11 protein-coding genes are annotated in these 13446 nt (G+C 48.5%); 4 read left to right on the top strand and 7 right to left on the bottom strand.

Annotated features, from left to right (window positions below):
- Positions 1–7 precede the first annotated feature (7 nt).
- Both AB8599_RS02645 and AB8599_RS02650 read right to left on the bottom strand, forming a co-directional pair.
- On the bottom strand, positions 8–1003 hold the full coding sequence (locus AB8599_RS02645) for a peptidase U32 family protein (protein WP_407332264.1): 996 nt from the start codon (positions 1001–1003) through the stop codon (positions 8–10).
- A 239-nt stretch (positions 1004–1242) separates the two neighbouring features.
- Positions 1243–3291, bottom strand: a complete 2049-nt coding sequence (locus AB8599_RS02650) for an EAL domain-containing protein (RefSeq protein ID WP_407332265.1) — start codon at positions 3289–3291, stop codon at positions 1243–1245.
- A gap of 368 nt (positions 3292–3659) precedes the next feature.
- Between AB8599_RS02650 and AB8599_RS02655 the strand changes: the two genes are divergently transcribed.
- From AB8599_RS02655 to rimI, 4 genes are all read left to right on the top strand, one after another.
- The gene (locus AB8599_RS02655; RefSeq protein ID WP_407333162.1) at positions 3660–4187 is read left to right on the top strand and encodes an SCP2 domain-containing protein; all 528 of its coding nucleotides are present in this window, start codon (positions 3660–3662) and stop codon (positions 4185–4187) included.
- Entirely contained in the window at positions 4171–4674 is a 504-nt protein-coding gene (locus tag AB8599_RS02660) for a GNAT family N-acetyltransferase (protein ID WP_407332266.1), read from the top strand. Before AB8599_RS02655 ends, AB8599_RS02660 begins: the two co-directional genes overlap by 17 nt.
- Before the next feature lie 170 nt (positions 4675–4844).
- A complete protein-coding gene (locus AB8599_RS02665) occupies positions 4845–5240 on the top strand; it encodes a DNA polymerase III subunit psi (protein ID WP_407332267.1) in 396 nt (131 codons plus the stop codon).
- Complete coding sequence (gene rimI, locus AB8599_RS02670) at positions 5230–5676, top strand: ribosomal protein S18-alanine N-acetyltransferase (protein ID WP_407332268.1); 447 nt, start codon at positions 5230–5232, stop codon at positions 5674–5676. Before AB8599_RS02665 ends, rimI begins: the two co-directional genes overlap by 11 nt.
- Before the next feature lie 64 nt (positions 5677–5740).
- On the opposite strand, the gene AB8599_RS02675 is transcribed toward rimI, so the two are convergent.
- The 5 genes from AB8599_RS02675 to AB8599_RS02695 all read right to left on the bottom strand — a co-directional run bounded on the left by AB8599_RS02675 (position 5741) and on the right by AB8599_RS02695 (position 13411).
- Positions 5741–7708 (bottom strand): EAL domain-containing protein, encoded by a 1968-nt coding sequence (locus AB8599_RS02675; RefSeq protein WP_407332269.1) that lies wholly within the window; start codon positions 7706–7708, stop codon positions 5741–5743.
- Between the two features lie 124 nt (positions 7709–7832).
- The gene (locus AB8599_RS02680; RefSeq protein ID WP_407332270.1) at positions 7833–8426 is read right to left on the bottom strand and encodes an OmpA family protein; all 594 of its coding nucleotides are present in this window, start codon (positions 8424–8426) and stop codon (positions 7833–7835) included.
- Positions 8426–9832: a TolC family outer membrane protein gene (locus tag AB8599_RS02685; RefSeq protein WP_407332271.1), complete on the bottom strand. Its 1407-nt coding sequence runs from the start codon at positions 9830–9832 to the stop codon at positions 8426–8428. Before AB8599_RS02685 ends, AB8599_RS02680 begins: the two co-directional genes overlap by 1 nt.
- Before the next feature lie 23 nt (positions 9833–9855).
- Positions 9856–11238: an HlyD family type I secretion periplasmic adaptor subunit gene (locus AB8599_RS02690; RefSeq protein WP_407332272.1), complete on the bottom strand. Its 1383-nt coding sequence runs from the start codon at positions 11236–11238 to the stop codon at positions 9856–9858.
- Positions 11231–13411 (bottom strand): type I secretion system permease/ATPase, encoded by a 2181-nt coding sequence (locus tag AB8599_RS02695; protein ID WP_407332273.1) that lies wholly within the window; start codon positions 13409–13411, stop codon positions 11231–11233. The genes AB8599_RS02690 and AB8599_RS02695 overlap by 8 nt, the downstream gene beginning before the upstream one ends.
- Positions 13412–13446: the final 35 nt, after the last annotated feature.

Below are 13446 nucleotides of genomic sequence, written 5' to 3' on the forward strand. Positions count from 1 at the left end.
TTATCTCTTACTGCCATTTGCGATGGTAAGCGCCAAGTGTGGTTTGCGCGCCCTCAGAGACACTGTCCAAACATTGGTTCCAATGCGGAAGAACCTCATAGCCGTCAGGGTTTTTCTTGTAGCTATCAATGGCCTGTCGCCACGTGCGTGTCACTTGTTCAACATAAGCTGGGCTACGCTGACGGCCTTCGATTTTGACCGAGGCAATATTCGCGGCAAACAATTCAGGCAAAATAGAAAGTGTATTCAGGCTGGTTGGCTCCTCCAATGCGTGGAATGGCTCTCCGTCAGTGACAAAGCGTCCTTTGCATAGCGTTGGATATCCTGCGTTTTCACCGACTTTGTAGCGGTCGATCAAAATGTCATTAAGGCGAGATTCTAATCCTTGCGGGGTTTCTTGCCAGCGTACGTATTTTGCTGGCGAGCAAGCACCAACAGTATTCGGGGATTCGCCTGTTAGGTAAGACGATAAATAACAGCGACCTTCCGACATAATACAAAGGCTACCAAAGGCAAACACTTCCAAATCCACGTCGGTAGTGCGAGACAATTGCTTCACCTGATGCATAGACAGCACGCGTGGCAATACCACGCGCTTCACATTGAAGTGGTCACGATAAAAATCAATGGCGGCACTGTTGGTGGCAGATGCTTGTACTGACAAGTGAATTTCCATGTCAGGGTGCTTGGTCGCTGCGTAATCGAGTACGGCAAGATCGGCGATGATCAACGCATCTACGCCAAGGTCGACGGCAGCATCAACGGCGTCCGTCCAGCGTTTAAAGCCATCAGGATGGGCAAAGGTATTCAGCGCAACATGAAGGTGTTTGTTTCTATCATGAACATAAGAGACCGCTTTTTCGAGCTTTTTGCCATCAAAGTTCAGGCCAGCAAAGTGGCGTGCGTTAGTGCCATCTTTGAAGCCGATATATACCGCATCGGCGCCATTATCGATGGCCGTTTTCAGGGCAGGAAGGTTACCTGCCGGACAAAGCAATTCCATAAATTTCCCCACATCACGTGGTCAGCATCTGGCTATGAGTTTGAACATAAAGTCAGGATTTTAGGCAGAGTTGACTTAAAAGGTATTGATGTAAGGCAGGTTTGGGTAAACAAAGAATGAAACCCAAGGGGAATCTATTGTTTGGAACGTGAAGTTGGTGAGGTGGTTTGGAGCATATGGAATACGGGTTCATGAACGTCCGATAAATGACGTTGGCGCCTTAAAAGCGCCAATCACAATTACGATACCGCTTTGATGGCCTTGCGGTTGTTTATTAGCAGTGCTTCAAACTCCGCTTTTGGCATTGGCTTGTAGAAATGGAAGCCCTGAATGGTGTCACATTTTAGGTTCGCGAGCACACTGGCTTGCTTACCCGTTTCCACGCCTTCAGCGACCACTGACATGTTTAACGATCGGCCAAGATTGATGATGTTTTCTATCAATGTGACCTGTTTTGGAAAGGTTTCCATGTCTGATATAAATGCGCGGTCGATTTTCAGTTCATCCAATGGAAACTTAGCCAAATAGGACAAGGATGAATAGCCGGTTCCAAAATCATCAATTGATAGCGCAAACCCGAGTTCTTTAATCGCATTGAGCATTTGGATTGCGTGGTCACCGTCGCTAATAACGGCGCTTTCCGTTAGCTCAAACGTGATCATCGAGGGATCCGCTTGCGTGGCAGATTGCAGTTTTTTCATGTGCGTCGTGAGGTTCGGATTGCGAAACTGCTGTGGTGATAGATTGATGGCCACGCGTCCCGGAAGGATTTTTAGGCTTTGCCAGCGGCGCACGGCTTGAAATACTTCGCGCATCACATTGCGACCAAGCAGTTCAATCATTCCTGAGCGCTCTGCTACTGGAATAAAGCGTGCAGGGCTGATGTAGCCCTCAACAGGGTGCTTCCAGCGAACCAATGCTTCCGCGCCGTTGATTGAGTAATCTTTCGCGTTGACCTTAGGTTGATACCAGACCTCTAAGCCATTATTTTGTAATGCCTTCTGTAGTTCAATTTCCAGCCAAAGACGCATGCGTGCTTCTTTATTCATGTGCTGGTCATATGTCACGACACGGTTACGACCTTGCTCTTTGGCTTCATACATCGCGGTATCAGCGTTTTGCAGCAGACTGCGAGCATCTTTGCCGTCACCCGGGTATTTCACTGAGCCGATTGAGCAGGCAAGATACTTGCTGAAATGGTAAAGATCGAAAGGCTGGCTGATCACTTCCACGATTTTATTCGCCAGTTCACATGCGATGTCGTCACCGGTTTGTTCTGGCAACAACACGGCAAACTCATCGCCACCGAGATGACCCAAAATGGTTTCTGCAGGCAGTTGGCGACGAAGCCGTTGAGCGATTTCTTGTAAGACACGATCCCCAATGTGATGGCCAAGGGAGTCGTTGATGTTTTTAAAGTTATCCACATCCAGATAAAGCATCAGCAAGGGGGTGTCATTGTTGATGAGCTGTTCCAATCGACGAGAAAAACCGTGCCTATTATAAAGGCCCGTCAGTGCGTCGAATTGAGCCAGTTTCTCGATGGTTTGCTTATGATCACTGACCGCAACGGTCCGAGATAGCGTAATGAGAGCGCCACTTCCCCCTAACAGGCTCACCGAGCCATAAGAGACGTTCAACGGCTTGCTGTCCGTGTTCCCATTGCTTGGTTGGCAGACAAGTTGCTGCCCAGAGTCTAGCGATGTCAGAGAGGCAATAAGGGATTGACCTTTGACAGGGCCTGCCAGCAGGCTTTCGATATCTTCACCCAAAATCTCGTTGAGATTATCAAATCCCAGCATGCTAACAGCGTGACTGTTTGCACTAAGAATGATGCCATCATCCAGCACACAGCAGCCTTCACCCACTAATTGACAAAGGTTGCTAAAACGACTTTCTGAGGATTCCAGCGCGCTGGTAAGAACTTGCCTTTCTGAGGTGTCGGATGCGTGGAAAATAACCGCACCTTCCGGCCACTCGTTACTAGTGAGTGGGGAGACGCTGAAGTGGAAGCTTGAGTCATGAATGCCATCGTTTAGCACTATCTCACCTTCCGTATTCTCGCCGCTAAGTGCGCGATTATAGTGGGGTGACAATGCGTCGTAGAAAGCAGAGCCTAGAATGTCTTTATCTTGTTTTCCGACTAACTCGTCTTGATCTAGTCCACTGATTTCGCAATAGCGCTGACTTACCCAAAGATAATGATGGTCTTTGTCCAGCACGGCAAAAAGAAAAGGGCTGTTTTGAGTAAGACGTGAAAACCAATAGGTTAACTGCTCGATTGGCATGTAGGCTCCATACATCCTAGCTTGCGAAGCTATTTCCCACTTCAGTTCCATGTTTGAGACGACACTATATAACGGTGATGTGATTGGATAAACCTTTATATACCTTATCTATCTAAAGGAATGGCTTATTGAACCGATGCCACTTTTCAGTTGTGAATTGATATCGCGACATCGTGACGTGTTTCAAATAAAGGTTATGTTGAGGGTATTCTAGCCTTCCACAATGCGTTGGAATATCATTCGGGGTTGAGTGGTTATCGGTGTGACGTATTGTCCCCCTGTTTTTTTGACGTAAGGCATGATCATTGAGCGACACAATGGCATACAATGAGCCATATCTTCGCCACCCTTAGCATTGGAACATGACTTTGCTCAACACTCTTCATTCAACATTGGTGCATCAGGCACCCGCCTTATTTAGGCTGCCCGTTAAACTTATTCCAGCATCCGCGCAGCAAGCGTTGATGCTCGAAACCTTAAAACGCGTGTTCCGTGAAGCACTGGATGATGGCGAGTTTGAGTTCCTCGAAAATCGCTGGTTAGAAGTGCATGTGCGCGATATCGGGTTTAAAAGCTACATTAGTTTTGATAACGACAAGTTAGTTGTTCGACAAGATATAGACACACCGGACGTAAGATTTAGCGGAGATCTGAACGATTTAATATTGATTGCTGCCCGCAAAGAAGATCCCGACACCTTGTTTTTCCAACGTCGCCTTTTGATTGAAGGTGACACTGAGCTTGGGCTCGAGGTCAAGAACTTGATGGACAGTGTTGATTTGGATTCATTGCCAAGCATGCTTCGCCAAGGACTATTCTCGTTAGCGGCCTTTGTGCAAAAAGGTCTGCAGACACCCGCTCCCCTCAATGAGGCGCATTATGCTCATAAGATCTGAAGCGCCTGCCGATCTTTTACCGATCGACAGATTGCTCGAAAAAGCGTTCCCTACGAAAGCGGAAGCTAAATTGGTGATGTCTCTGCGTGAAAACGGTCACAACACCTTGTCGCTCGTGGCATGTAACGACGAAGGAAAAACCGTTGCCCACGTCATGTTTAGCCCCGTTATCATCGGTGGTATGGATACTGGTGTGCAAGGTCTTGCGCCGCTATGCGTTCATCCTGATTATCGCAAGCAGGGCATTGCGGCTACATTGGTCAAAGAAGGCTTGGAAATACTCGCTGAACTGGGCTACCCAGCCTGTGTCGTGTTAGGCGATCCAGCTTACTATGCGCAGTTTGGTTTTACCGCCGCCAACACCTTCGGGTTCCATTGCAAATGGGATGTACCGCAAGAAGCGTTTATGGCATTAGAGCTTCTTGATGGGGGCTTTGAAAACCTGCAAGGTTTGGTTGACTACTGCCCTGAATTTGATGAGCTGTAACTGAAGCGCTATATACCTACAAAGGGGCGGCCAATGGCTGCTCCTTTTGTTTTTATCCGGCTTGGTTTTATCGTTCGGCTCTTTCACTTCGCGCTTTGATGTCGATGTATGCCGAAGTTTGGTAGGATGCGTGCATATTCCTTGATTGAGTTTTGGACTTTCGTGTTGTGATGAACGATTTACAGCGTCTCAAAGAAATGGGGATCACCGTGTGGGATGTTAGACAGCCCGACGTGTTATCAGTAAATATGACCAAGGCCATTGCGTTGCCAGCGTCCTGCAAACTGCTGTTTGTCAGTGATAGTGCGCCAAATGAACATGAAGCTTGGCTTTTTGGCAAAATTCTCGCAAGCATGAAGCTAACCTCTGAGCAGGCTCTGCGTTTACCGGCAAGAGCGCTGTCGACCTTAGGTGAGCATTCGCTTGAATGGTGTTGGTGCGCAGGTGTGCCTACGCATCCTATCGCTGGTGTCAAAGCACTGGCTTCACCAGCACTCTCTGCGCTTAACGATGACCAAAATGCGAAAAAAGCACTGTGGAAACAAATAAAAAGTTATGAAAGCTGAATTACTTCCGATGGACGATCGCTGGTTGGATGCGGTGGTTTCGATTGAGCGCGCGGCCCATAGTCACCCATGGGTAGAAAGCCTACTGCGTAAGCCACCCACCAAATTCGGCTGCAATCGTGTGTTAGTGATGAACGATGATGTGGTTGGGTATTTTTTCGCGCAATGTGTCGCGGGGGAAGCGTCATTGCTTAATATTGCTGTTGCACCTCAGTACCAAGGTAAAGGGTTTGGCAAGCAATTGCTGAGCGAGTTTCTCACCAGCATGCGCGAGATGGATGCACAAGAAGCATGGCTGGAAGTCAGGGAGAGCAACCAGGCCGCAATCAAGTTATACGAATCGCTAGAGTTTAACGAATTTGATCGCCGCTACGGTTATTACCCAACTCAATCAGGCAAAGAAGATGCGCTGATCATGAGCTATTGGTTCGAATAACGAATTCAACGGATAGATTAAAATAAAAGAAAACCCGCGTCAGTACGCGGGTTTTCTGTATTGACTATGCTGTCTGCTCTCTTGAGGGAATGAGCGATGGTGGGTGAATAAAGCCTTGGTATGCATCGATAAACGCTCTGTTTAGCTTTATTTTACTTTCTTCATCTTTCACCCCTGTTGCAATCACTGTGATATCCAGCGAATCCGCAATATTGGCTAAGGTTTCAGTAAATAGACGATTTTGGCTGTTCTGTTCTTGGCTCAATGCTTGATCGAGTTTGACATAGCTAGGCTTAAGCTTTGCCAGATATTCTACGCCCTGCAAGTAACGGCCAAAGTGGTCCACGCCAACAAATGCTCCCACATGACGCACTTTTTCACTAAACGTGATGCAGGCTTTTAAGTTATTGCGCGCGCTTGCTTCACTGATTTCAAAGAAAATTTTCTCGCTAGGTAGCGCGGTAGTGAGTTTCTGCATCAACCATTGGGTAAACACATCACTTGATAAACTTTCGTCAGTGAGGTTTAGCGCAATATGCGTTTCAAGCGGCTGTGATTTGTGTAAGTCAATGAGTGACTCTATGACAATTTTGTCCAACTCGATACCTTTCGCGAACAGTTGAACGTAAGGCATGATACGACCTGCCGATTGCCACTGATTTTCAATCAATGCCTGTGTGAACACTTCATAGTGCAACGGTTCACTGTTGACGCTATCTAGTGTGTTCACCGGTTGCCATTGAAGTCGAATCGCTTTTTCGCGCAGGGTGTCGGTGAGCAGTAAACGCCAGGTTTCGCGGTCAATCACTTGCTCTTCCGAACCACGATTGAACACAAACACATCGTTGATTTGAATGGCACGTTGCATGGCGTTATCAGCCAGAGACATCAACTGAGAGCTCTCCACATCATGGCCGTGAACCACGCCAATGTGGAACCCTTCGTTGGCATCAAAACCCGCCATGGTTACTTCATTGTTTAATGTGCTGATCAACGTATGAAGGCAATGTCTGCTTTGTTCTTCACTGTATTCAGGTAACAACAGCGCCACTTCCGTTTCGCTAATGCGGGCGATACAAATATTGGTTTGGCTGCCCAGTTCTGACTGCAGTGAGTTCGACAACAAACGCCAGGTTTCATCACGCGCCGCGAAACCATAGCGACGATAAATGGTATCCATCCATGCCATGTTAGCGATGAACACTGCACCTTGAGATTCATGACCTTCACCCATCCAACTGTTGAGTTGGTGCGAGAAGTACTGACGGTTTGGTAGACCGGACACTGCATCGAACATCATGCTGTTGTGCAGGGTTTGTAGTTCGTTGTTCAGTGATTGGATTAAACGTTGAACTTGCTGCGCCAAACTATCAATCGCGCTATCTAGCAGGGTCAAACCTGAGCGTTGTGATGAAGATTCCTGAGAGGAGAAATCTTGCACTGCCAGCTGGTGGATCGTTGATGTCGCTTTGTGGATCGCGCGACGGTGCTTTTCACTGATCAGGGTGAATACAAATAGCAAACCCAGTGTCAGCAAGCTCGCGCTCGCGATTAAAGAGGAAACATGTTCGGCGACATCTTGATTCGCCTGATTCGCAGACAAAGTCAATACGAGAGAAGCGACAACCGCATCGTTATTCTTTAGCTCAACCACTTGTTCAACAGGAGCCACTTGTGTCAGTGATGAAAACCAGTATGGGGGAGTGGACACCTCATCTACAGATCGGGCGTTCACAGAAAGTGAGTTATAAGACCACGTGGCCGCTTCCGAGGTGATTTGATCGGTGAGTGTTATCGATGTTAGCTCGGGAGACAGCATGGCTTTCACGATAAGCTTTATCGAATCGGTGTCGTAGTATGCAATAAATTTTGGCAGCGTTTGCACGAGCTGATGCGTCGCATCGTCGGCGCGCTGCGCAAGCTTGGCTTGCTGTTCATGGGTGTTCATCAACAACTGCCCCGCTATAAATAGCGCGAGCAAAAGCGCAGCTGACACGTAAACCAGAAGCAGAGAAAGGCGTTTCGTTATCATAGTAAAGCTCGTGATAGCGCGCAATAGAACAGGCCAGCACGCTTGTGCACTGGCCCATTCTCTTATGCATACGTAACGTTATGTAAATATAAGCTTACGTAACATAAGGTCATGCGACATAAGGTTATTCAGACGTGAAAATGGTCCATCTCATGTCTGTGGTGCTGTATTCGCCAGAAAGCGATGCCATAACACGACGGTTAGTCTCGTGGGCAAGCTCAGAGTCTTCATCAATCAAGGGCGCAGTATCGCCATAGCCGATAGCCTCAACACGCGAAGCGGGGATATCAAAATCCTCAATCAGTGCCGTTGCAACAGCATCTGCGCGACGTTGAGACAGTCTCAAGTTGTAAGCGGGGTTGCCGACTTTGCTTGCGTGACCTTCAATCGTCACCGTTGCGCCGTCTTGCTCTTCCAAAAATGCCGCGAGTTGTTCGAGTTTCGCGTAGTTGCTCGGCATCAGCCTTGCGGAATCATTGGGGAACTTCACGTCTAAGCGAAAGCTCTGCTTAACGGTTTTGTCTTTCGGGCAACCGTCGTTGTTTACCGCTGCACCGTTTAACGTTTCGTCGCAAAGTTCACGAGCTTTGATCACGCCATCGTAGTCAAGATCACGTAGGTCATTGGCTTGTGGTGAGACATCTTGCATGGTCGCAATTTCTTGATTGGCACAGCCAGCCAAAAGAACAATAGGAAGTAAGAGAACGAGTTTGTTCATTATTGTACGCCTCCTTTGTAGCTATCGTCGCCTAACCAGACTTCAGGCGTTGTGATGCGTAATGATTGCAGCAGTTGCCCTGTTGCGTTGAGCAAGCGGTATTGTGCGATCAAATCATCATATTCTGCCGTCAGGTACTCACGGCGTGCTTGGAAAAGTTCATTCTCTGAATCCAGTACGTCGATAAGCGTACGTTGACCCAGTTTGAACTGATCTTCATAGGCATTACGGGTTTCGATAGCGGATTCAACATGCTGACGAAGGTAGGTCATTTGTTGGCTTAGAAAATCACGTGCGTTCCAAGCCAAGGTCGTGCCTTCAACGACGTCACGGTACGCTTCTTGCTGAACGGCTTTTGATTCATTAATGCTGTAAGCCGCTTCGCGCTCTCTTGAGCTGTCTGCGCCGCCAGAGAACAGGTTATAGCTCACACGCACCATGGCGAGCACTTCGTCACTGTTGCCACCCACATCAATTGAGCTAGTTGGGCTTAACCCTTCGGAGCCATCTAAGTTGTCATCCCAACCCGCAGACAGATCAAAAGTGACCTGCGGGTAGTAATTACCTTTTGCGGCATCAAGCTGTGCAGTCGCTGCATTGATATCATTGCCAGCAGCGCGGAGTGTTGGGTGATCGGCCGTTGACATCTCAATGGCTTGATCCAAGCTTGTTGGCAGCAAGACCGCATCAGGCACAGGAATACGCACATCATCTGGGGCGACATTCACCAGCTTTTTGTAGGTGATGGTGGCATCAGACAGATTATTTTTCGATGAAATTAGGTTCGAATGCGCACGGGCAAGACGACCTGTCACTTGAGATAAATCTGCCGTTGAGCCCAAGCCTGAATCCGTTTTTTGTTTTACTGCATCAAAAATGGTTTGGTGACTTTCTAGATTGCGCTCGGCAAGAACCACGATTTGACCTGCGCGCAAATATTCTAGATAGGCACGAGAGACTTCCAGTGCCACATCTTCCGCTGACGCGAACAACATCCATTGTTCTGCACTGGCTTCATATTCGGTGCGCTTAACTTCGCTCGAGGTTTGAAAGCCATCAAACAACATTTGACGAAGCGATACACCGATTTCTCGGCGTGTCAGTTCTTTGTTGTCGTCATAGTTATCGTTGAGTCCATCTCGACGGGTAGACGGGCTTTCGGTCCACTCGCGACCAATACCTGCATCGAAGTCTATCGTTGGGTAGTAGCCAGCAGTAGCTTGATTCACTTGCTCTTCACGCACCTTAAAACGATTGAATGCTTGGCGGATTTGCGGGTGAGTATCTAATGCCGTAGCCACTGCCTGTTCGAGCGATTGAGCGGCAACTGACGTGGGTAGCAAAACGGCAGCCACTGCCAATGCTGCCACGCTTTTTCTCAGCGAATGGCTAACACTGTTTTTCATGTCTCTCTCCTTGATTATTATTATTAGCGCTCTCTTAGCGCCGATTCTTTTGCCCTTAAAATGGGATTAAGCAAATACTCTAGAACGGTCCGTTTCCCGGTAATGATGTCTACTGATGTGAGCATTCCCGGAATAATGGGCAGCTCAGTGCCATCCTTTTTCTCTAAGCTGGATTTATCGGTGCGAACCCTGACCAAGTAGAAGCTGTTTCCTTCTTCATCTTGGGTGGTATCAGCACTGATGTGTTCTAACGTGCCGTTTAGGCCACCATAGCGGGTAAAATCATAAGCGGTGACTTTCACGACTGACGGTAATCCAGAGTGAAGAAACGCGATGTCTTTAGGCGCGATTTTGGCCTCGATCAGCAATTTGTCTTCTGCTGGGACGATTTCAATCAAATCAATACCCGGCTGAACAACACCGCCTAATGTATTGATGTGAATGGTTTTGATCGTACCCGTGACGGGGGCGGTGATCACCGCTTTGTCGACTTTGTCTTGAGATCCAACTTGTGCCTGCGTCAGGCGAGATAAGCGCGATTCCAATTCGCTCATTTTTGAGCGGGTTTCATTGTTGAATGAGTGCACCGCTTCGCGGCGTTTTAAAATCGCTTCATCGACAGTGGATTTGATCTTTGGCTGCATTAAACGCAGGGATTCCAGTTCGCCTTTCAGGTCATTGACTTGGCGCTCGAGCTTGAGCAAATCTATCTCAGAAACGATGCCTTTTTTGGCCAGCGGAATGGTGATTTTCAGCTCGCGATTGATCAGGCCATAACTGTTAGACAGAGTACGAAGCTTCGAATCAACCTCCTGACTTTCTTGCTGTTTTTGCTGGATTTGTCGGGCAAGGATTTCAACCTTGTTTTTTAAATCCACCAGGCGACCATCGTACTCCTGACGCTGACGTGCAATCAGTTCCGGTTCGGCAGTTTCAAGTTGGGCAGGAAACTCCAATGGCAGCAAGGTGATCTGGATTTGGTCGCGCCAGTTTGGGGCGGTTGGGAACAACTGAATGCTTTTGAGCTCCGTTTGCATGCGTAAAATATTGGCACGAAGGCTGAACTCTTCCTCTTCTTGCTGCGCAAGATCGGAACGAAAACGGGTGTCATCAATACGCGCAAGCGGCTCACCTTGTTGAACCAGTTGGCCTTCTTGCACATACATGGCTTGCAAAATACCGCCATCAAGGCTTTGGATTAGCTGCACTTGCGAGGAGGGGATCACCTTTCCTTCACCGCGCGTCATGCGATCTAACGAGGCAAAGTTAGACCAGACCAACATCACAGCAAAGAAGGTAAATACCCCCCAAATTACGATGCGATAGCGCAGTGGTGCGTCGGTCAGCATGGCGCCATAAACATCGTCAGTCATTTCGATGTCATCGCGCTTCAATGGGTTAGTCATTTTGCCCTCCTGCGTTACTGCTATTTAAACGCTCAAGCACTTTATCTCTAGGCCCATCCATCACGATGCGTCCCTTGTCCATCACGATGACGCGATCAACCAGCTGAAGCAGCGCCATTTTGTGAGTAATCATCACCAAGGTGCGATCTTTGGCGGCGAACTTCATGGAATGGATAAACTGGTTTTCGGCATGGGCATCAAGGCTGGCGGTCGGTTCATCCATGATCAGTAGCGGCGGATCGTTGAGCAGTGCACGTGCCAGCGCCACCGATTGACGTTGGCCACGAGAAAGCGTTTCACCGCGTTCACCGACTTGCTTGTCCAACCCTTCGCTGTCTTGCGAAGTGAAAATACCGACACCTGAAAGCTGGGTCGCGCGTATCAGTTGATGCTCGGTGACTTGGCGTGTACCAAACATGATATTTTCACGAATCGTACCGTGGAACAGGGTGACGTCTTGTGCCAGATAACCGACATTGCGACGCAGATCTGCTGGGTGAATTTGCTTGGCGTCAACGCCATCAAAACGGAGGCTGCCTACGCTTGGCTGATAAAGACCAGCAAGCATACGGATTAAGGTACTTTTACCGGTTCCGTTTTTACCCAAAATTGCAATTTTCTCACCGGCCTTGATAGTCATGCTGGTGGGGTGTAGTGCTGGCTTTTCCGTCTCTGGGTAGCTAAAGCCCACGTTGTCAGCATAAATGTCGCCTTTCAGGCGCTTACGGCTAATCAGGTGGCCTTTGTCTGCGAACTCGTCTTCTTGGTCCATCATGGCATTGAGCTGACGCATACCCGATTGGGTTTGATTCCAGCGGCTCATTAAGCCTGCAAGTTGCGCCATCGGTGACACTGCGCGGCTAGACAGCATGACGGCAGCAATAATGCCACCCATGCTGATTTGAGCATCCGCGACGCGGTAAACCCCCATCACGACCACAGCAACAGAGGTAACTTGCACAATAAAAGAAGCAAAGTAAGACACCGAGTTGGTGATTTGTTTGACTTTCATGTTCCAGTTAGCAGTGTGCGCTGTCATCTGTTGCCAGCTTTTTTGCACAATGCCTTCTGCCACGTTGGCTTTGATCCCTTCCAAGGCGGATAGGCTCTCAATCAAATGACCGTGTTTTTGGCTCGCGTATTTGTTGGACTCTTCAATGGCCGCTTTCAGGCGTGGTTGTACGATAAATGCATAACCCAGAATGGCGATACCCGCGACAACAGGCACGACCGCCAGATCGCCCGCGACAAGGTAAATAACAAACAGGAAGAAGGCCGCGAAGGGTAAATCCACCAAGGTGGTGATGGTCGCCGACGTTAACATGTCGCGAATGCCATCAAACTCACCGAGTTGTTTTGCCATGCCGCCAACACTTTTGGCGCGTTTTTCTAACGGGATTCCCATTAATCGCGCAAACAAGCGTGATGACACGATGATGTCGACTTTCTTACCTGCAATATCTATTAGGTAAGAGCGCATTTTTTTCATTAGAAAATCAAAGAAAAACGCAATCAGCGCGCCGGAAGCCAGTACCCACAGGGATTCAAACGCAAGATTTGGCACCACTTTGTCATACACGTTCATGACAAATAGGGGCGAAACCAAGGCGAACAGGTTGACCAACACCGACGCTATCAAGGCGTCGCGATAGATAGGGGAGGCGTCTTTGACCGTTTGCCAGAACCAATGGATTTTTGTGTCGTGCAGATGCAAGTCAACACTGTTGTCACCGCGATACTGACGTTTAACCAAAAACGCATAGCCGACATACATGGACTCCAATTCCGCCAGCGAAATTTCTTCTTCGCCGCCATTCTCAGAGGTTTGTATTAATGCCATGCCTTCTTTTTCATCGATCTCCCGAAGAATGCAGGCTTTTTTGTCGGTCAAAAGAAGTATGCAAGGCAACAAGAGTTTCGGTAGCGCTTTTAGTTGACGCCGAGAAAGCTTGGCGGTTAACCCCGCGCGCGCCGCGGCCTGCGGAAATAAATCCGCCGTCAGCAACGCATCAGTCATGGGTAAACCTGCCGTTAAGGCGTCGCCAGAGCACGGTGAACCATAGTGCTCGGTCAGTAAGACCAAGCAATCTAACAACGGGTCGTCAACTGCCTGCGTCGACGCTGAAATGCGCCACTGTGACGGTTTGCGTTCAGCGATAGCTGCTTCTGTCACCTAGTTCTCTCTATAAAAAGTCAAAAATCAGAAAA

The sequence above is a fragment of the Enterovibrio litoreus genome, assembly GCF_045679545.1.
GTDB lineage: Bacteria > Pseudomonadota > Gammaproteobacteria > Enterobacterales > Vibrionaceae > Enterovibrio.

Coding starts and splice junctions, on each gene's coding strand:
- AB8599_RS02645 (WP_407332264.1), bottom strand. CDS start 1,003: ATGGAATTGCTTTGTCCGGCAGGTAACCTTCCTGCCCTGAAAACGGCC.
- AB8599_RS02650 (WP_407332265.1), bottom strand. CDS start 3,291: ATGCCAATCGAGCAGTTAACCTATTGGTTTTCACGTCTTACTCAAAAC.
- AB8599_RS02660 (WP_407332266.1), top strand. CDS start 4,171: ATGCTCATAAGATCTGAAGCGCCTGCCGATCTTTTACCGATCGACAGA.
- AB8599_RS02665 (WP_407332267.1), top strand. CDS start 4,845: ATGAACGATTTACAGCGTCTCAAAGAAATGGGGATCACCGTGTGGGAT.
- rimI (WP_407332268.1), top strand. CDS start 5,230: ATGAAAGCTGAATTACTTCCGATGGACGATCGCTGGTTGGATGCGGTG.
- AB8599_RS02675 (WP_407332269.1), bottom strand. CDS start 7,708: ATGATAACGAAACGCCTTTCTCTGCTTCTGGTTTACGTGTCAGCTGCG.
- AB8599_RS02680 (WP_407332270.1), bottom strand. CDS start 8,426: ATGAACAAACTCGTTCTCTTACTTCCTATTGTTCTTTTGGCTGGCTGT.
- AB8599_RS02685 (WP_407332271.1), bottom strand. CDS start 9,832: ATGAAAAACAGTGTTAGCCATTCGCTGAGAAAAAGCGTGGCAGCATTG.
- AB8599_RS02690 (WP_407332272.1), bottom strand. CDS start 11,238: ATGACTAACCCATTGAAGCGCGATGACATCGAAATGACTGACGATGTT.